Source organism: Pseudomonas sp. Y39-6 (genome assembly GCF_023651955.1).
Taxonomy (GTDB): domain Bacteria; phylum Pseudomonadota; class Gammaproteobacteria; order Pseudomonadales; family Pseudomonadaceae; genus Aquipseudomonas; species Aquipseudomonas veronii.
In genome coordinates this window covers 3,497,032-3,516,436 of sequence record NZ_CP069594.1, presented here as the reverse complement: position 1 = coordinate 3,516,436, position 19,405 = coordinate 3,497,032, and the positions used below count along the sequence as shown (strand labels likewise).

12 protein-coding genes are annotated in these 19,405 nt (G+C 52.5%); 9 read left to right on the top strand and 3 right to left on the bottom strand.

The window, feature by feature from the left end:
* Positions 1-423 precede the first annotated feature (423 nt).
* Both JN756_RS15870 and JN756_RS15865 read left to right on the top strand, forming a co-directional pair.
* Positions 424-1,188 carry an HNH endonuclease gene (locus JN756_RS15870; protein WP_197089054.1) on the top strand — a complete coding sequence of 255 codons (765 nt, stop codon included), beginning with the start codon at positions 424-426 and terminating at the stop codon, positions 1,186-1,188.
* A 314-nt stretch (positions 1,189-1,502) separates the two neighbouring features.
* On the top strand, positions 1,503-2,372 hold the full coding sequence (locus JN756_RS15865; RefSeq protein ID WP_201022269.1) for a hypothetical protein: 870 nt from the start codon (positions 1,503-1,505) through the stop codon (positions 2,370-2,372).
* A gap of 315 nt (positions 2,373-2,687) precedes the next feature.
* Here the strand turns inward: JN756_RS15865 and JN756_RS15860 are convergent, their stop codons facing one another.
* The gene (locus JN756_RS15860) at positions 2,688-3,851 is read right to left on the bottom strand and encodes a hypothetical protein (protein ID WP_201022268.1); all 1,164 of its coding nucleotides are present in this window, start codon (positions 3,849-3,851) and stop codon (positions 2,688-2,690) included.
* Between the two features lie 578 nt (positions 3,852-4,429).
* On the bottom strand, positions 4,430-7,297 hold the full coding sequence (locus JN756_RS15855; protein ID WP_201022267.1) for an AAA family ATPase: 2,868 nt from the start codon (positions 7,295-7,297) through the stop codon (positions 4,430-4,432).
* A gap of 415 nt (positions 7,298-7,712) precedes the next feature.
* Between JN756_RS15855 and JN756_RS15850 the strand changes: the two genes are divergently transcribed.
* From JN756_RS15850 to JN756_RS15840, 3 genes are all read left to right on the top strand, one after another.
* Positions 7,713-10,679, top strand: coding sequence for a DEAD/DEAH box helicase (locus JN756_RS15850; RefSeq protein ID WP_201022266.1), 2,967 nt, complete (start codon positions 7,713-7,715; stop codon positions 10,677-10,679).
* A 448-nt stretch (positions 10,680-11,127) separates the two neighbouring features.
* Positions 11,128-12,528: a hypothetical protein gene (locus JN756_RS15845; RefSeq protein WP_201022265.1), complete on the top strand. Its 1,401-nt coding sequence runs from the start codon at positions 11,128-11,130 to the stop codon at positions 12,526-12,528.
* 93 nt (positions 12,529-12,621) lie between these two features.
* Positions 12,622-14,091 carry a hypothetical protein gene (locus JN756_RS15840; RefSeq protein WP_201022264.1) on the top strand — a complete coding sequence of 490 codons (1,470 nt, stop codon included), beginning with the start codon at positions 12,622-12,624 and terminating at the stop codon, positions 14,089-14,091.
* A 793-nt stretch (positions 14,092-14,884) separates the two neighbouring features.
* Here the strand turns inward: JN756_RS15840 and JN756_RS15835 are convergent.
* On the bottom strand, positions 14,885-15,424 hold the full coding sequence (locus tag JN756_RS15835; protein ID WP_046489498.1) for a hypothetical protein: 540 nt from the start codon (positions 15,422-15,424) through the stop codon (positions 14,885-14,887).
* A gap of 374 nt (positions 15,425-15,798) precedes the next feature.
* Here JN756_RS15835 and JN756_RS15830 point away from each other — a divergent pair, with 374 nt between their 5' ends.
* The 4 genes from JN756_RS15830 (at position 15,799) to JN756_RS15815 (ending at position 19,404) form a co-directional block, all read left to right on the top strand.
* Positions 15,799-16,194 carry a hypothetical protein gene (locus JN756_RS15830; RefSeq protein ID WP_126588390.1) on the top strand — a complete coding sequence of 132 codons (396 nt, stop codon included), beginning with the start codon at positions 15,799-15,801 and terminating at the stop codon, positions 16,192-16,194.
* Between the two features lie 101 nt (positions 16,195-16,295).
* Positions 16,296-16,733 (top strand): hypothetical protein, encoded by a 438-nt coding sequence (locus JN756_RS15825; protein ID WP_046383461.1) that lies wholly within the window; start codon positions 16,296-16,298, stop codon positions 16,731-16,733.
* 265 nt (positions 16,734-16,998) lie between these two features.
* On the top strand, positions 16,999-17,271 hold the full coding sequence (locus JN756_RS15820) for a heavy-metal-associated domain-containing protein (RefSeq protein ID WP_128191422.1): 273 nt from the start codon (positions 16,999-17,001) through the stop codon (positions 17,269-17,271).
* Between the two features lie 267 nt (positions 17,272-17,538).
* The gene (locus JN756_RS15815) at positions 17,539-19,404 is read left to right on the top strand and encodes a copper resistance system multicopper oxidase (protein ID WP_057004129.1); all 1,866 of its coding nucleotides are present in this window, start codon (positions 17,539-17,541) and stop codon (positions 19,402-19,404) included.
* The last annotated feature ends 1 nt before the right edge of the window (position 19,405 follow it).

Sequence of the window (19,405 nt, the reverse complement as noted above, 5' to 3'; positions counted from 1 at the left end):
TTGGCCCAGTTGCCGACGCGAGACTGACCCATATCCAAAAATGCAAAAATCCAGCACAGACATTGATTTATGAGGAGCCTGAGTGGGTCAGTGAAATTTCGACGACTGGATCGACTCCGCATCAGCGTCAACAGACCAAGTAATCCATGGCAATCAAGTAGTAAGCCTCGGGGCGCCGGAGCTGCGCAGCAAACTAACGATGGTGTGCCCCTATCGCTAGTATATTCGAGCTGTGATCGCGTGAGCCGCCGGCCAGAATCCGTCCATTGGCCCGCATCACGGTTTCCAGACTTCCTCATAACCCTTCCAGAGCGAATGCTTAGGCCTAACAAGCGCAAAGGTAATCAAGCATGGAACTGGAATTTGTAATGGTCACGGGGTAAATTTGTAATTTGAAAACAGCCTGAAGATCAGCCCCTACACATGCCTGCTTCAAAATCCCTTAAATCAGAAATCGAACGCCTTTCGCGTCAGCCTGGGATTCCGGACAAGGCCTATTACCGGCTCACACGTCTTGCGACCGATGACGGCTTACTACTCAAAAGCACTCATACTGAATGGGTTGGCTTTACTGAGTCAAAACCACGGCGTGAAATCAGAGAAGCGTCGCTTTTGGATGGCCCCAAATGCCGCTCAATCCTTCATTCCATGGGGCAAACTTGCTTACTTATCAATTCCGAAGAGGAGCTCAAACTCTGGTATGCCTTCGGAGGGAATGCTGTAATCGTTGAAGATGTTGCTCAAGCTCGGCTTTCCTCAGAAATCGCACCGCGCGAGACTGCGACAGCTTCAGGTGCATTTGGATTTGTCGACGTTTCAGCGCTCTCTGCGTCCCAATGCCAACACGCACCATCCAGGAAATTGCGGATGAAGGTGCTCGACCGTGATGGCCGACGCTGTTTCATTTGCGGTCGCTCGCCCGCCAACTATGTCGACCTTGAGCTTCATGTTCACCACATCGTCCCTTGGGGAAACGGTGGAATCACCGAGCAAGAAAATCTCGTGACGTTATGTGGAACGTGCCACGACGGCTTGGATCCTCACTTTGACTGGGGGCTGGTGTTCGGCGTGAAAGAGCAGCACTACCCTGAAGAACCGGATTATTCCAAGCAATTGCAGAATTACCAGAAGTGCATCCGCAAGCTCATGCAGGCAGAAAATAGAAACACCTCAGCCTCTGGCTCATGATCTCTACCATCATCGCCTACATTGACCTAACGGAAACGACTTTGACATACCAGTTTTTCCTGGCGATCTACCCTGATCTGCCAACAGCTTACTCAATTGTCGGTCGCTTGATTGACCGCTTGGATTTTGAATTCTTCGGTGTGACGCGGGGTGCTCATTGCACCTCCTGATTGACCTCACTCTAAGGTAGAGAGAGGTCTACCAAACTAAGGGCGATTATTCATTCAGGCAGAAGCAATTGTTCCCGAGACGAGCCGCGCAGGCCCTCAACTATCAACATTTGTGCGGATTTCCAAGAGCGAGTAACCGGTATCATGCAGGACTGGATTCAACACAAATACAAAGAAATATCCGCGTCTAACCTTTTTTATATTTTTTCCATGACGACCTTCTTACTCGGAATGATACTGTCACACTGGCTCGGCGCCCTTGCGATGGATATTGCCGTAATAATTGGATCAGTCGGAGTTGTAGGAGGTTTCATTTCGTGGTGTATGCCAGCGGTTCAATGGATCAGCGCTGTATGGGAAAGTACGCTGGGGAAAACCGCGGTGGCCCTTCTTCATTTTGTAGTCCTTCTGATCGCCACGGTGATGGCTCGGTCGCTTGTTTCCGAATCGTTAGGTTTACCGCCACAAAGCTTTGACGTGACAGTCGGTTTTCTCATCGTCGCCTTTTACATCCCGGCACTGATGACCGTTGCGTCCATAGCGCTTCTTTTCTTTGCGCTCGTGATGGTCATAGTCGGATTTATCCAGACGATGACACTTAATTCGATACAGATGCTCGCCCCCGTATTGGAAGTGGTGGGCCTAAAAAAGAAAATCCCAAGACCCACCGCAACTGCAATGCTCCATTCGTTTGGTTCGCTGATGATGGCGGTTGTGCTGGTGAGCGGCAGTTCATACATGACGGGCCAGCATGGTTCATGGGTGCATACAGCAGTAAAAGTGATAGCAGTTCTAAGCGATTTTCAACTGGCAGTTAATTATCCCGGAGGAGAAGACTATGTGCGAATTCATCCTTTAGAGAACGGATTGGTAGCCTTTGCCAAGGTTGAAGATGACCGTAGCATTTCTATTCACATTCGAAAGCAGGGAGACGAAATTGGGTCGCATCAGATCGGCACCTCGATTCCTTCCATCAAACAGATGATTAGCCCTTTGATTGAGGGCCTACGTTGAGCAACGTCTTGGCGATGGAGAACAGCACGTCCCGAAAGTCCGGGTGCAAACAGAAGGCGCTCTCCGTTACAGTCTGGACAAAACATCTCGCTTGAAGAGCGTTGACCAGCCTCATGTCGAGATCGGTGCATGGCAACTCAGTTTTGAGTGGAAGTAAATCGTGAGGGAGATGCTGGGTCGATATGCTATGGCTTTGAGCAAAATAGGCTTTGCAGCGGCAAGGAGATTCACACACTGCAAAGGGCATCAATTATTGATACCATGGCAGACTGAAATCGCGCCCACCATTTCGACAAAATTTTTGGCTCCTAGCATTTAGCCTTCGTAAGAGGGTAGCCCGATCACTACCCCACTTGACGACCTGTACAGCTGTAGCCTCATCTGCCGTTTTTCCCCCTTCGCCCAAGATTGAATGTGTCTTGGCTCTTCGGACACTATTACGGTCTCCATTGCGGGAGAAAAACGCAAATTTGCTATCTCGTCACCATCTTGCCGAATCGCTACACGAACTAGTTCACTATCCACGCCAAAGAAGAACGGTTTCCCAGTTTCTCCGACATACAACTCACCCACCACCTCTTGATTAGCCAGCCAAAGCTTGTTTTTGGCGAGAAAATGCTCTACGTAATTGGACGCCGTATAGGGATGACCATCCAATGTATTACTACTGCCTTTTCCCTCTTTCCAATTGGTTGCGCTTTCCCGCAGAGCCACTGGTAGCTTGGCTCTAGGTGCCAACATCTCGGTGAGTGCCGCAATGTACTCTAACCTCGTCGCTATTTTTATATTCCGTAGCTCGCCTTCAAATGGCACCGGCGGAGGATCGAGCAACCAACATTTCGTCGGATTGATAGGATCAACAGATACAATCATGCCATAAAGCGCAGTTGCTGGGTGTTGATAAGAAACCCCCGCAAATTTGATGTTCTTCTTTTTTTCTTTGATATTATTGGCATGAGTGTACACATTATGTTGACCTATCGTGTTGTCTTCCACGAATGTGCCTTTTGCCTCAACCTGAATGACGGCATTATCCTCGGTGATACCTACAAGCGTTTTCTCAAAATCGAAGGTTTTGCAAGCACCTGGTCCTTTCTGTTCCGGGATTCTAGCCCAATCCGCTTCGATCAACCCGAATAGCTGACCTGCGACAGATAGCGACACTGCCTCACCGATGCTTTCTTGAAGATCATCACACCCAGGTACGTAGTTGACCGTGCCGTTGAGAGTTACAGCCTCCTCCAACCAACCAATCACTCTCTCGATACGTTCCAACCGCTTGCTATAGGTTGAATATGCGTCAATTTTATCTCGGCCGATCATAAAATAGTTGAGAAAGTCGGGCGTGGGAATCGTACTGTGTTTCTGGTAAGTCGTAACCCTTTCAGCTGTTCCGAGGGTTTCGTAAGCGCCTTGGGATAACAGCTTCTTCTGTCCTGAATAGTATTCCAATACGACTGAGAGCAAAGGCGTGGACATTATCACGGGCATTTTGATACTCGGGTTAAGAGGGAACAGTGATCATACCACTCGTCGGCTTTTTCACCTGCTGTGTGTCAGTCCGCACGTGGCCTCAACGGGTTTCCAGTACTGGCGTTAACCTCAATCTCAAGTACGCCGCTTCCTTGTCAGGAAGTTACTTCAGGGGGCGCCTTCGGATGCCACAACCCGCTGACGTCCATTTTTTCCAAGAACGAAACCATGCAGCAATTCGATCCAAATTGGCGGTTTGAATCCCCTGACTCCGTTGGTGCAAATTTCGTCAGCGACATCCTCCAACATTTGATAAATCGGGTGGCTTGCACGTGCTGTTATCGCCAGCATAGTATTGACCCAGTTGCTGAAACTTTACTGACCCAAGCTCCTACCTTGTGAACCATTACTAGTGCTGGATTTTCGTCGATTGGTGTTGTGTCCGCGTGGTATCGGCTACTGGGTCAATTCTGCGTCAGCGCCAACAGGCTTACTGCATACGACGGTATTCCTCTTATTCCTGATACACCGGGATGAGATTGATCTGGTGGAACCATCCAAGCGGTGGCTCGCAACATACCGCGCTAGGCGGGCGGCAACTCAGCTCGCAGCTCCCTAGCTCGCTCGCGGTCAGCAACGCTCCCTACGCAGCGCTCGATGAACTGAAGCTCTTGGGTGAGCTCAATGGCGCGCTTTTCCAGTGTCTTTAACCCGGCCTGGTGCTCTTGTTGCACATCTTCCGGCGCCCTGGCGAGTCCTACCAATTTCCTGCGGCCCTTCTCGATTTTTTCATTCACCTCTGCAAGGTACCTTTCTCCGGACTCCCTCTTTTTGTCCATAAAGAGCTGGCATTCCAGGAAACGAATAGCATCGTAGATTTTCAAGACCTCACCACTGGTCTTGGAGTGCACAAAGTTCAGGCTTCCTTCATCAAAGGCGTGGTGCTCCTGGTTTTGGCCACCCCAGTTCACCAGGTCATTCTTGATGGAATTGAAGTGTGAAAGGTCGTAGTCAATGAACGGCTCCACCAGCTTGAAGGTGTGCTCCAGGCTCACCTGCAGGTACATACTCTTCTTGAGCTGTGATTTGTTGAAATTCGCGGTGACCTGTACACCGTTCTCAATGCAGAACTCCAGCACCATGGACTCGAACCAGATCCGGCAATACAGCAATGCTTGCCGGACGTCGAAGACCGACAGCGCCACGTGCACCTTTTTCTGAAAACCACCTGCGTGATCAATGACCACGATGCCTTTGTTCGTGTAGCTGAGCACATGGTTTGCGTGCTGGTCGCATTGAGGATGACGGTCAGCGATGATGCAGAAGCGCTCCCAGAAGAGGCGATCATGGGTGGTCACCACCATCTGGATCCGACGCAGGTAAGTGTCATTGAAAAACAGATCAATGATGTTGGATCGGTGATCCGTGTCGATCGCATTGACGACGTCATCAAAGACGATGAGGGGGAAATTGTTTTTCTCAGCCATCGCCAGAAGAATCGATAAGCCCAATGCCCTCAGATGCCCCTCGCTGAGCACAGCAAACGCATCCAGCAGAAATCCGTCCACATTGGTAATCTTGATCCGGTAGCTCTCCGTGAGCTTTTCAAAGGCCAGTGCCTCTATCTGCTCATGGTCATCGTCATGGTTATTGATCGCTCGGTAATACTCGGAAGCCTTGGCTTCGATCCCTGTAATGCGCGCCTTCTCGAGATCTAGCTTGTAATTCAGCAGGTCGCCATACAGCGTTCGGTATTCGGCCTCAAGATCCTTGAGCAACTGGTTGAAGTGACTGTTATCCACCGAATCGTTGAGCAAAACTATTCTCTGCCCTATCAAGGCAAGCATCCTGTTATTGGCGGTTTTGAACTCGGTTTCTGCACGGGTTTTGATGTCGAACTGTCGCTTCAACGATTCATCTATCTTCTTGAGGTGTTCGATTAGCTCATCGAGACGGGCCGCTTGAACTTCTGCCTGGTCAACCTCTCGCCGCTTACGCTCGCAGGCGCGCAGATAGGTCTCGATTTGGGCTGTACGGTCAGCACAGAGCGCGATGAAAGCATTGAGGACAGACGCCGCCACTGTCGAGCGATCAGTGGCCGTATGGAATTCTGCGAGCACCGCTTCCAACGCGTCCATCGCCAGTGGGCAAGGTACATCAGCGTAAACATTACCTTTCACGGAACTGATCCCAGTAGCGATCCTTGAAGCCCACAGGACAACTTGAGCATCATTTTTCAGCTTGGATTGCTTCAGGGCCTCCAATGCTCCGAGCGCTTTGATCTGGTCGCGAGCCCTTTCAAACGGGTTCACCGTGACCTGATCAAGTGGCGTCAAACAGGCAGGACAGGTTTGCTCAGACTGTTGTTCAATGGCTTCCAAGGCTTCAAAAACAGCGCGATAGTTAACGTCACTGGCCCTTTGTAGAAAAATTGTCTCGATCTGGGTTCTGCGGTTGAGCAACCGCTTGGCGATGGCAGAAGTACGTGCAACGCCTTTCACAGGAATGACCACTGGTGCTTTGGCTGCTCGCAGTCGCTCGGCCCCACGGATGTGCATGTCTATCGTTTTGCGCAGTCGCTGTACCTTTGGTCGAATTTCGAAATCCTGATCGGGCCGCAGCCCCAAGAGCTGACATATCTCCGAAACCGCGGCTTGAAGATCTGCCCTGTGCTTGCTCCTCTGTTGACCTAGTTCTGTTCGAGCGCGTTCAAGGTTGGTCAGTGCCTCGGCTTGGTCGGCACGCATAAATGCTTTGAGCGTAAAGCTTTCAGGGCGGACGAAACGAGAAATGACTTCTTGAAGCTCTTCTAAGCCGAACAAGGTGGCCAGAACATCACTTTCGCCACTGCCTGTGTCCTTGGAGCCCAGGAGCGAAAACTCTTGAAGGCGGTTGCGATCAATGAAACAGCTCGACCAACTAATGCTGGGCGCAATTTTGAGCTTATTCGTTCCCAAGAGAGCAAGCTGAGGCTTGGTTTCTCCTCGTGCAATGTACTGCTTGACCTTGGTCTTGCGCCTGGCGGCTTCCTTGATGTCTCCAGTGGTGCAAATCTCGATGGCTTCGCAGAGCGATGATTTACCGCCACCATTGGGCGCGTAGAAAATGTTTTTCAGCTTACTGAATCGAATGAACGTGCCTTTATCGTCGGCGCCAAACTCCCCAAAGCCACGGAAATTCTTGACGCGAAGATAATCCAGCGCTCCCAAGCCCGAGGGTGGTATTCGATCCAGTTCAGGCTTTTTATCGAGCACTTTCTTGAAGCGAGCAGCGACACGTTGGTAGTTGCGCCCCAGCAGTTGATCTGACGCCGTGGTGATGTGTGCCTTGATGTGGTCGGAGTAGCGGCCTTTGCTTTGGTTAGCCTGGTATATACACCAGAGAAGCACCAGGTAAGCATCAGTGCGCCCATCAAGGTTCTGCCTTGCAAAACTTAAAAGGTACTGACTCATCGCGCCTCCTCCCTGGTGCACAACAGCGTAACCGGACTGGCATCAATAAGCCATTACCAGGATCTCTGGAAGGGATGGAGCTTGGAATACCTTGGGCAGTCTCGTACAAGAAATGTACGCGTCCGACCTGCGTCTCAGGCCCCAGATGCAGTGATATTGATCCCATAGGCTGATCCAAGAGCGGCTTAGAGGGCTGGATACTCCAGACAATATGGCGCCAATAGACGCCTTCTTGCGCCATCAGAACCTTTTTGATTTTTCCGAGGAAGCACCATGCCAGTTGACGGGCCTTTACCTGGGACGGGTACTGAAGCAAGCAGAAGCTAGGAGATGCTGAAAGAAATTTGTACCTTCACCACTTGTTTAAAGTCCGTCGCACATTAGGATTGGTTAGAAATATCCAAGGGCGGTCGAAATGGCTGGTTTTTTCGTAGAGCAGGCGGGATCACTCAAGCTTCTTCAGCAAGCTGACGCGCCTAATAGCGGCTTCAGGCCGGGCCAGCTTGGCGCGATGCATGCAACATTGGCCCATTTCTCTGTGCAAGACGACCCCGCGATCATCTGCCTGCCCACTGGCTATGGAAAGACATCATTGATGATGTCGCTACCGCTTCTACTTGAAGCAACCCGGATCCTCGTCGTCGAGCCATCAAGTGCTCTGCGCAAACAAGTGCACTCGCATTTTTCCACCCTTTCAACACTCAGGCGCATCGGTGCGCTACCTGAAGACGGGCCGCTACCTTCCGCTCACTTGCATTCGGGGCGGCCGATAACACCCGAGGCTTGGGAACAGTTGCGGGAGTTCGACGTCGTGATCTCAACCCCCGGTAGTTCTTCGCCAATGATTGCCCCGGGCGCTGCGCCCGACCTCTTTGACGTGATAATTTTCGATGAAGCTCACCATGCGCCGGCGGATTCCTGGGCAGCGTATCTGGATCACTACTCGACCGCTCGATTTATATTCTTGACAGCAACACCCTTCAGGCGCGATGACCGCGTTATTCCGGGCAAGCTAGTCTACCGATATCCTGTGATGAGAGCCGTATCTGAAGGGGCGTTCGACCCTATCGTCTTCCGGGAGGCCCCAATAGATAACGAGCTTGATGATGAGCATGTTGATCGGGTGATTGCCCAAACTGCAGTGGCACAGCTCGAAGAAGATATTGCTAACGGTTTTGATCATAGGCTTTTCGTACGCGCCTCGACCATATCTTCCGCGCAAGCGCTCGTCCCGATCTACGAGCAATTGGGCGTTTCCGTCGCCGCCATAAGCAGTCGACTGACTAAACGACAACAGGACTTAATTGAAGCCAAGCTCATTTCTGGTGAATTGAAGGCCATCATCTGCGTAGACATGTTTGGCGAAGGCTATGACTTCCCAAAACTCAAGGTCGCCGCGTTGCACGCACCGCACAAATCACTGGTACCCACAATCCAGTTCATCGGCAGATTCGCTAGGATCGACAACGCCACGGGACGTCCAACCCTCATTGCACCGGCATTCAGAGTGCGTGAGGCGACCGCGACTCTGCTCAGAGAGGGAGTCGATCTGGCTCAGATGATTGATGATGCCGCGCTTGCTGAGATCCAGGGCGCAGTTGAAGCCCAAGAATTCATCGAAAGCTTGCCGGTGCGTCGGATGACTGAATCTGACTATGAATCCGTGTCTGCGTTGTCCTTCAATTTGTACGCGCACGTCCGAGGGTTTCACTGCAGTCGCAGGCCGGATTTCGACTTGCTAGGAGAAAAGGTCGGTCGAGTACTTCGGATTGTGAAGCAGTGGGGAACGCCAGATGGCAATCTGTCCCTCGTATTGACAGCAGATGAAGCACCTCCGAACTGGTCGACCTCAAACACGCTCACTGATATTCGGCACGAGGCCTTCTTGCTGATGTATTTTCCTGAATCGAGCTACTGCTTCATCGGCTCAACCCTCAGGACAGAGAAGCTGTACCTGACCATCATGGATATCGTTTGCCGTGCCGGCAGCCGAGGGTTGAGCTATGAAGAAACGAGCCGAGCGAGGGCCGGACTGGAGGGGATGAGGTTTTTTGCTGTTGGCTTGCAGAACACGACCTTCAATTCGCAAGTCGAAACTTATCGAACCCTAACTGGCCCTCAAGCCGAGCGCGCGGTCACTGCCGGTGACAGCCGCGCTTACGCTCAGGGTCACTACTTCGGGAGTGGCATGAACGGCCAGGTGCGTGAAACCATCGGAGCCAGTAGCAGCTCTAGAATCTGGAGCAATCAGCGCCTATCTGTTCCTGACTTCTTTGCTTGGGTGCAGACGCTTCATGGGCGCATCGTAGGAGATGCTGCGTTTAGCCAAACACACCTCGACTTGGTCAGAACCACTACGACTCTTCGGGAGCTACCAGAAGCGGTGATGGCAGCCAACTGGTCGCGGCAAGGCCTCACTCGCAATCCTCGTATTCACTTCAGGACTACGCGGGAACAAGAATTACGAACCTCTAGGCTTGTGGAGTGGGATATCCAGGACTTTGAGTGCGATCCACAAGCCGGGCACTTGGATTTTTCGATCGTTCATGCTGAGGGGCAGATCCGTATGCGCCTGAGTCTTGAGGGTGGCCAACTGATTCGCTGCCTGGAACCAGATGCCACAATGACGATCGAGTCTAGCCAGGATGGCTGGATGCCATTGGCCGATTGGCTTAGTGAGTACCCTCCTATTTTCTATGCAACAGATAAGTCTTCGTTTGAAGGGCTAAACAAAATCGCTGCCCCTCTTCTCAGATCCCTCGCACTTGCTCCAGGTGATGCGGAGTCAATCGATTGGACAGGTTGCGCGATCGAGGTGGAGTTCCTGCCGAACAATCAGGAGCCTCGCACACTGGCGCGACGTGCAGAGCTCAATGGCCAAGCAACTGTGCAGGAGCACTTGGAGCAATACCTTCTGACGCTTCCAGATCTCCGGTGTTTGTATTACGACCATCGCTCAGGCGAGGCCGCCGACTACATCTGCGTTACTGTCAATGCAGCCCATGAAGTGAACGTAACCCTCTATCACTGTAAAGGTGCAGGAGGGCCAGCTAATGGAGGGCGAGTTGGTGATGTGTATGAGGTTGCGGGACAGCTGGTAAAGTCAGCTTACTTCTGCAACGTCGCGACCTTGCTGCATCATATGGAAGATCGCATGCATCGCAGACACACGTCTCCTTCGTACTTTGTCAGCGGGGACAGGGATGAAACCTACGAGTTGCTGCGGTCAACACCTGCAACAGCTCTTACCTTCACGGTGGTAGGCGTTCAACCTGGCATTCGGCGCACCATGGTTGATGAGCGCATGAGCGATTTGATGGCGTTCTGCATAGGCTACGCACGTCAGGGCTCGGCAAAAGCTTACTGGCTAGTGAGTGAGTAGCTGCAGCGGGTGCTGGAAGATGCGATGTGTCGAGGTTTCGCACCGCCCGGCTTGAGGGTGAACTTAAATTCTACTTGGCACTACCACAGATCGGCGCCCAGCCATTGCATTGCAATGGCTAGCGGTTACGAAGATGCCTCGAGAATTATCCAAATGCACTCAATGGATCGCTGCCCTCCCCGATTCATCGCTGGTTGCTCGACGCATTTCTTTAGTATTCCAGCACCTGATGTCAATCCGATCGTGAATGGCCCAGCATAGTCGAGCCCATCCACTTGATTACGCGCTCAAGCGCGTATGAACTGCGCCAATGAGCGTGCAGTCGAATAAGGCGCTTCACCTGCGCCAAGACCATGCTTCATGGTTCGCGAAGACTGCCCGTCGAATATAGCCACCATCCAATCTCAGTGGTTATAGTCTCAGCCACACTAGGATGGGCAATGAATACATGACCTACGCACTGATAGACAACGCCACCCTCACTGCCGTCCAGCGCGCCACCGGCGCGGTTGCGGTCAAGACCAGCGATACGATCAATGGAGACCTGTGCGCGTTAGAGAATTTCCTGCAAGGCAACCTCTTTTACGACGACCTCCTCTGCATAGACAACTACAAAGCAGATCACAGAGAAAGCCGCAAGCAGCAATTCCCCTACCTCAGGTTCTTGTCGCCTACCGAGTTCGGGCTGGACGGGGTTGATACGGTCGCTCAAAAAGAAGCATCGCTGATTCGTCCTGAAATTCGCGGCGGCGAGTTCGTGGATGAGGACTTTAGTGCCCTTTTGGAGCAACTGAAAATGAACATGGTCTGCACCTGGGATCAAGCCTCCAGTGTGTATTACCTAACCATGAGGATGCTGGGCTACCGTGCGTCCGACGACTATGGCAAATACAGTGCCCTAAGCGCAGCAATCTTCGCAGAGTTAAGCGATGCCAGTGAAACGCGCGGACGTTGGTCGAAAGATGTCAAGCTAGTGAGTTCGGATGGCCACGAATTCAGCAAGTCAGAGTTCACTGGAGAGTATCCTGGTGCCTACGGAGGTCCCACCAAGCAACTCGAGATGTTCGTCGCCTCGCTGAACTGGCTCGCGTACAAATCAATTTATTACACGACTGCAGCCAAACACCTGAAAGCAGACTCATTCATTCACCCCATCAGGCATGCCTATCAAGTGCACTGGATGAAGAAAGCCGGCGCCTTCGGCCATGACTTCACCGCCCGCCTCCTGGCAAACCTCTCGGACAAAACCAGTACGAGCATTTCGGAAATCCAGTCGCACGGAGCAACTCAGACCGTTGCTTTGGACCTGCCCTTGTTTTCGGCATGGCTGACTCAATCCGCCGGAAGCGTTTCCGGTGCGATCGAGGCAGCTCGACAGATCCGCAGCGAAGACCATTTCGTAACGATGCGTGAAACCCTAAAGGCCATTCGAGTTGCCTTCGACGAGCAAGGGCTCGCGAGTGGAAACAAGCGCATCACCAAGCTCATGGATGATGTCGACAAGATTTGCGGCGACCTTAAACGCAGCTACGGTCTCAGGTCTGCCCAAGGTATCCAGGGGAGCTTTCTAATCAAGGCGGCAAGCTCTGTTACTAGTCTATTTGGGGTTTCGTTACCCGACCGGGATTTCGCTCTCTCCACTCCCGAGTTCATGAAGTCAGAATCGACTAAGGCGTTTACAACGGTTGTCAAGGACATCACCAAGGAACTCACTGCCATGGAGCGCTTGGGGGGGGTGCGGGATCTGATGGCCAGGTGCTTCAAGATTGAAGGTGAAGACTTCGGCGGGCCGAAGGTTCAAGAGCCAAAGTTCCGATGGGTGAAGTCTGGGTGGCAGATGCCTATGTGAAGTAGAATCACCTGCGTATTTTAGGGGCTAATCCGTCATACGAAACGAATAGAATCATCGCGTATAAATACTGGACAATTAAGCAAGGACTGTATGAATTCTTTTGAATTTTTGCTCTTCCGCGGAAAGCATCAGCTGTCTTGGCGTGCCGATGCGGTAGATGATGTGTCAACGTTCGCAATGGACATTTCGCTGTGCTTCGCTCAATCCGTCAACCCTGTTAACAATCAATTGGCGATATCGTGCAGACAGGTATCTTCACCTGCGCTGAGAGAACGGATCAACGTTTTCGTTGAACTTTACAAAGAAATTGATCCCAGAACTTACAAGATAAAAAGATTTATCAATCGGATCCCTGACGGGGAACATTTCTTCTATTTACCCAACATGAGTAAATTGCCTTCTGAGGCAGAGCTTCTGGCGAACATTGAGCTAATGGCGCTGGATGCAGGTCAAGACCCTGATCAAGCATTAGCCGCCTTCAAGGATAACCTCGGGCCGTTCTTTGATAACTACAAAATTGACGGTCGGATCACTGAAAAGAAAACAGCGATAGGCGAGCCGCTGAAAAAAGATCGCATCTGCCGTTTTTGCCATAATACTCGTCCATCCGCCAAGAATGACTCCCCTGAAAAGTTGGTTACCACATTCAAGCAGGAGGCGCATGCTATCTCTGAGGCCCTAGGTAACAAAACAATCATTCTCAATGAAGAGTGCGACGCATGCAACAAGTTCTTTGCCGAATCCTGCGAGAGGCATATCTACACTTACTTGAGATGCCTCGGAACTTTTTTCAAAGTCAAGAATAAAGACAATACCGTATCATCAATCATAGGCAAGAATTTTAAGTTACTTTATTTGTCTGAGGATAGAAAAAAGAAAGTACTGGAGGCGCAGGTAGATTCTGAAATGGCACAGCCAGATGAGAACCGCTCAACACTGAAAGATCAGCTCTCATCTGAAGAACTACAGCAAATCTCCACGCTAGATTTTTGCCTACAGTACACGTTGGAAGACGGCGAGCGCGCGCCAGAGGACAGGCCACCAGAAAGTCTGCCACTCAAGTTCAAAGAACAACTCAGCATGCAGCAAGTGTACAAGGCGCTGGTCAAATTTGCGCTGAGCGTTATGGAGACTGAAAACCTCACAGGATTCGAAAAAACCATCGAGTGGGTCGCTGGGGATCAGACCGTCGCCCGCTTACCAAAAATTGCGATTCTGCGGTCGTATGCCCATTTTACTAAAGGTGCTGAGCTAACCATTTACCGGAGAACCAATAACGGTGGAGGGCTCCCGCTGGCGATAGGCGAGTTCCAGTTCACATTCCAAAAGATGGTTTTCATTATTCCATCTTTCAATGAGGCAGAATCCAGCTTTATTGAAGACGAAGAGTACGCCAAATTTTGGGATTTTAGTTTCTTTAAATCAGCACAAGGCTGGTATTTCCAGGACTTTTCGGATGAGCAGGAAAAAGACTTCATCTTCAACATGAGGTTATCTGAACTGCAATCACGCAATACAGGCGATCAGAAGCCCCGTGGTGACTCCTCTCCTGCCGCTTGATACCCGGAGGACGATAGCTGGGTAAGGACGATGGGTGTACTAAGCCCATCGTTAATATCACAATATATGGTAACCATCCCATTAGTCTTAGGGACTTTAAGAAATTCCAAGAAATCCAATCGGCGCCCTTCGAAAATTGAAATTCTGTAGGGTTCCCAGCCATCTACGGAAAGGAATTTTGTGATGGCAAGCCCCCAATGCGACTCCCTGCCCGGTACCGCAGCGTCCTCACCGCTGAGGAGCTGCCAAAGTTCGGATCGACCAGACGAGCGGAAAATCTCGTCCATGAACATAACTCGATGAACAATCGCATTCGTTTTGAGCTATTGAGCCAAGTGCAGTGGACTGGGGAGCGTCTTATGAACATCTGACATCGCCCACTTGTTCAATCCTGTACCAGGTTAGAAAGCCGCGGATTCGCGCTGTCCATTTCCACTTACCCCTAGTCGCTTTTCCACAAAACCCCGTTTGCTGAAAAATCAGTGCCGTTGACGCTCCATTCTCACACCCGCCCTTAGGTCGCCCTGTCACGGAATCTCCGTTTCCGTATCTGAAGCTTTGGTGACTGGCTAGCACCCAGTACGTCTGCTAAACGTAAATGCACCACGCAAAGATTCTAGCGCGGGTTCACCAATGACGCGGCCATTCATCCCATTCCCAATCTTTCCTCCCTACAGTCATTGGCGGCCTATTTGCATCCAGGGGCTAGAAAAGATGCTCAACTATTGATAGCGGCAAATGTGGACTAGCAGATACATCGCCGATACCGGCCTCTTTCGGCTTACGGCAGAAATTATTTACCTTGCACCACTCGAACATGTGCATGGCTGATGGCTTTGTAGACACGCATCAATCTTAAAAGCGGCCACCAGTCATATAGAAAAATCTGCAGCGGTCGCCACATTGCCACCCAGCCAACGATCATCAGGCTTTCGCGCGCTGTGCCGACTACAGCGCCAGTGCCCAGTTGGCCAATGACATCGACTGCAATCAGGCAAAGGGTAACAAAGGCGATGCCGATCACCAGGCTGATGCGGCCATCTCGAAGGAGGTGTTTTAACTCACTGCGCGTGAGGCCTGCCTTATGATCAAAGTAATTGTGGATTGCCTCGATCATGATCGCACTTGGATCGCCCTCTGCTGGTAGGTGCTCAAGGTGGATTGTGATACGAAGCCGGCTGTCCGACGAAAATTCCGCCGCCCAAGTCTCAATGAACGCTTCAGCTTCGCGATCTAGATCCTTGTTAAGAAAAGGTGTCGGATCCATCGAGTTAAACAACTGCCCAAGCTCGCGTACTCGAAGTTGAAGGTGATGCTCTGGTTTTTTTCTCATGGCACTTACCGATTGTTATGCATTGGCAGTTTCGAGTTGCGCGACTCGCTTTCGCTGCGCCTCAGTCCTTACGCAGCGCGCTGATCGCCGCCGGCATCACCGTCAAACCCAAGCGCCCATTTAAACAGCCTGCCGATGAACCGCCGGCGAGGATGGCCAGCCTCCAAGAAAGCTGAGTTTAGTTTTGCCGAAATAAACCGACTCGGGGAGATTGCACTCTGGGAATAATGACCACAGCAACACCTGCTTGCCGAGCAACAGCCTTGCTGCCCAAGCGCACCCAAAAACCCACTTACCTGATTGAGGTCAACTCTGCGACTGCCTGGGTGTCTACACTGAAACAAATAGGGTCTAACTGGCCCGTGGAGCACGTCATGTATTGGTTCCGTCATCACTACCGCAATCTTTTGCGACTCACCCTAGGGGTGTGGGTGTTGGCTGTGATCGTGACGGTATTTCACGGCTGCCTGGTGCAGCCGCAGCACAGCCTGAGTGCAACGCACGAGACTCCTTCCACGCTGCAACAGGTGGATGAACATGCGCTGCATGCCAGCGGCTGCCTTAAGCATTGTGCCGATGCAGCAAAGGCGATCAGCCCCACATCGCAGATCCCGACACTGGATCTCGCCAGTTTAGCGCTTGCCTTGCTGTTACCTGCGATGCTGCTGCTTAACCCCGCTCAAACAATAACCTTTGCTGCACTCGCACTGAAGCGCCCCGCTCCACCGGGGCCGCCAGCCCGCCTTATATTCGTCCGCTTCAACGATTAATTCGCCTTTCAGGGCGGTCACACCGTGGCCGCTCTGCTTCATTGCGCCGATTCGGCGCGGCTTAGTAGTTCCTGCTTATCTCTAAATACCCGGAGTTCACCATGCAAACACAATTGAAACTGGTTCTTGCCGCCATTTTGGCCAGCAGCGTCTTCATGGCTTCTGCCGAAGATGAGCATCACCCTGTCGACGCACCTGCCAGCGCAACGGCTGCCAGCGCACCGTCCGAGTCGGTGATGAATAAAGCGATGAGCGAGCAAATGCAGAAAATGCAGGCCGCTCATGACAAAGCCGCCGCCGCGAAGACACCAGCCGAACGGCAAGCAGCCATGCAAGAGGGTATGAAAACGATGAAGGACAGCTTGGCCATGATGAGTAAGCAGCAAGGTGCTGCTGGTTGTACGGGCGTGGAGATGGGCTCAGGCATGGGAATGTCTGGCTCCAAGGACGGTATGGGTATGGGTAAAGGAATGATGGAGATGATGATGAAAATGATGGATCAGCAGTCGTCGATGATGGATATGCCAATGAAGAAGTGACGACCGCTATCCACCGAGGATTGCGGCGCTGGCAATGCAACGGCGGTGTCGCCATGGCCTGCATGGCTAGAGCGACACCGCCGTACTACTCGATAGCACTCCCTTAGGAGTACAAAATCACGATGGCCTGCGCCAGGCTTCCATTGATTGAGTGATAACGACCGCTTGACCTTGCCATCGCAGCAAGGTTGAAGATAAGCCAACGTCGCAGAAAAGCCGAATGCCTCAGCCTTTGCATGATGCATTTTGTTATGAGGAGTCACCGATGAAAACCGTTGAACTGCAAGTCCAGGGCATGAGCTGTGGCTCATGTGTCAAACACGTCACCGAAGCGCTGCGCCCACTTGAAGGCGTCAGTGACATAGCAGTGGATCTACAAGCTGGACGGGTGAAGGTCAGCGGCGATTCGGACAGCCATGCGCTGCTTTCAGCCCTGCAGGAGGCTGGCTATCCAGCACAGTTGGCGACAATGGAAAGCGTACCGAGTAAGAAAGCCTCGGGTTGTGGCGGGAACGGCGGCGGTTGCTGCTGTCGGTAAGCGATATTGTTAAACGGCAATTGACGACTACGTCAGGGCTAACCTGACACGGCCTATCACAACAAGACAACTCTATCGATGCTGCCCTATCGCAGCGCAGCCAAATTGCCGCCGCCAACCTGACGGAAATGTAATCACGCGCGGGCTGATGATGTGACATCTTGCTCGCAAAATGGCGGCTGGCACCGACTCTCTGAAGCGAGCCATGGCCCTACTGTGGCAGCACTTTCGTATCTGCCTGGACTCCGACTGACTGGATACCCCTCGATGCATTCCAGAACATCAAGACGCACTTTCGTGAAAGCCTTGGCGGCAGGCGGGGTACTCGCAGGCTTTGGGCTGTGGCGCAGCCCGGTGTGGGCAATTACCAGTCAGGGGCAGCCGAATGTGCTCGCGGGCACTCATTTCGATCTGACTATCGGTGAAATGGGGGTGAACTTCACGGGCACGCCCCGCTCCGCCATGACCATCAACGGCAGCCTCCCCGGCCCGATACTGCGCTGGCGCGAGGGCGATACGGTGACGTTGCGGGTCAGGAATCGGCTCAAGGAAAACACCTCGATCCATTGGCACGGCATCATTCTGCCGGTGAACATGGACGGTGTACCGGGTCTGAGTTTTCACGGCATCGAACCGGGCGGCCTGTACGTTTATTCGTTCAAGGTCAAACAGAACGGCACCTACTGGTATCACAGTCATTCCGGGTTCCAGGAGCAGGTCGGCGTCTACGGCCCTTTGGTCATCGATGCAAAGGATCCCGAACCCTTCAGCTATGACCGCGACTATGTGGTGATGCTGTCCGACTGGACGGATGAAGACCCAGCGCGGGTCATGAAGAAACTCAAGAAACAATCCAGTTACTACAACCTGCACAAGCGCACCGTCGGCGACTTCATTGATGACGTCAGCAAGAACGGTTGGTCTGCCACCGTCGCGGATCGGAAAATGTGGGCTGAAATGAACATGAACCCCACCGATCTTGCCGACGTTAGCGGCGCCACCTACACCTACTTGCTCAACGGACAGGCTCCCGACAGCAACTGGACAGGCATTTTCAAGCCCGGCGAACGGCTGCGCCTGAGGTTCATCAACGGCTCGGCGATGAGCTACTTTGACGTGCGTATTCCTGGGCTGAAAATGACTGTCGTCGCCGCAGACGGGCAGTACGTGAAACCGGTGAGCGTCGATGAGTTCCGCATCGCCGTGGCCGAAACCTTTGATGTGATCGTCGAACCCACCGAAAATGCATACACCTTGTTCGCCCAGTCGATGGATCGCACCGGTTTCGCGAGAGGCACATTGGCTGTACATGAAGGGCTCTCGGCCCCTGTGCCGCCCCTGGATCCACGTCCGTTGATCACGATGAGCGACATGGGCATGGGGGATATGGCCGGCATGGATCATGGCGATATGACGGGTATGACCCAGGACTCGATGCAAGGCATGGAGAGTATGGATCACAGCCAAATGGCGGCCGGCGAGGACAACGGCATGCAGGGTATGACGGGCATGGACGGTGGATCGATGCAGAGCATGGATCACAGTCAGACGCCAGGCTCGGCAGACACGTCGGGGCACTCGATGCCGGGCATGAGCAGCATGGACTCGATGGAGCCTCACCCGGCCTCGGAAGCGAATAACCCGCTGGTCGACATGCAGACGATGAGTCCCACACCGAAACTCAACGATCCTGGCATGGGACTGAGAAACAACGGTCGCCGGGTGCTGACCTACTCAGACCTGAAGAGCACCTTCCAGGATCCCGATGGCCGGGAACCCAGCCGCACCATCACGCTGCACCTGACCGGACACATGGAAAAGTTCTCGTGGTCTTTTGACGGCGTCAAATTCGCGGACGCCGAACCACTTCATCTCAAATATGGAGAGCGCATCCGAGTGGTTCTAGTCAACGACACCATGATGATGCATCCCATTCATCTGCATGGCATGTGGAGTGACCTGGAGGATGAAAACGGTGATTTCATGGTTCGCAAACACACCATCGACATGCCGCCCGGCACCAAACGCAGCTACCGCGTGACCGCCGACGCCCTGGGGCGATGGGCGTACCACTGCCACCTGATGTACCACATGGAAATGGGCATGTTCCGCGAAGTCCGTGTACAAGAGTAGG

What these genes read in the sequence shown, in the direction of transcription:
- JN756_RS15870 (WP_197089054.1), top strand. Translation starts at nt 424, where the DNA reads ATGCCTGCTTCAAAATCCCTTAAATCAGAAATCGAACGCCTTTCGCGT.
- JN756_RS15865 (WP_201022269.1), top strand. Translation starts at nt 1,503, where the DNA reads ATGCAGGACTGGATTCAACACAAATACAAAGAAATATCCGCGTCTAAC.
- JN756_RS15860 (WP_201022268.1), bottom strand. Translation starts at nt 3,851, where the DNA reads ATGTCCACGCCTTTGCTCTCAGTCGTATTGGAATACTATTCAGGACAG.
- JN756_RS15855 (WP_201022267.1), bottom strand. Translation starts at nt 7,297, where the DNA reads ATGAGTCAGTACCTTTTAAGTTTTGCAAGGCAGAACCTTGATGGGCGC.
- JN756_RS15850 (WP_201022266.1), top strand. Translation starts at nt 7,713, where the DNA reads ATGGCTGGTTTTTTCGTAGAGCAGGCGGGATCACTCAAGCTTCTTCAG.
- JN756_RS15845 (WP_201022265.1), top strand. Translation starts at nt 11,128, where the DNA reads ATGACCTACGCACTGATAGACAACGCCACCCTCACTGCCGTCCAGCGC.
- JN756_RS15840 (WP_201022264.1), top strand. Translation starts at nt 12,622, where the DNA reads ATGAATTCTTTTGAATTTTTGCTCTTCCGCGGAAAGCATCAGCTGTCT.
- JN756_RS15835 (WP_046489498.1), bottom strand. Translation starts at nt 15,424, where the DNA reads ATGAGAAAAAAACCAGAGCATCACCTTCAACTTCGAGTACGCGAGCTT.
- JN756_RS15830 (WP_126588390.1), top strand. Translation starts at nt 15,799, where the DNA reads ATGTATTGGTTCCGTCATCACTACCGCAATCTTTTGCGACTCACCCTA.
- JN756_RS15825 (WP_046383461.1), top strand. Translation starts at nt 16,296, where the DNA reads ATGCAAACACAATTGAAACTGGTTCTTGCCGCCATTTTGGCCAGCAGC.
- JN756_RS15820 (WP_128191422.1), top strand. Translation starts at nt 16,999, where the DNA reads ATGAAAACCGTTGAACTGCAAGTCCAGGGCATGAGCTGTGGCTCATGT.
- JN756_RS15815 (WP_057004129.1), top strand. Translation starts at nt 17,539, where the DNA reads ATGCATTCCAGAACATCAAGACGCACTTTCGTGAAAGCCTTGGCGGCA.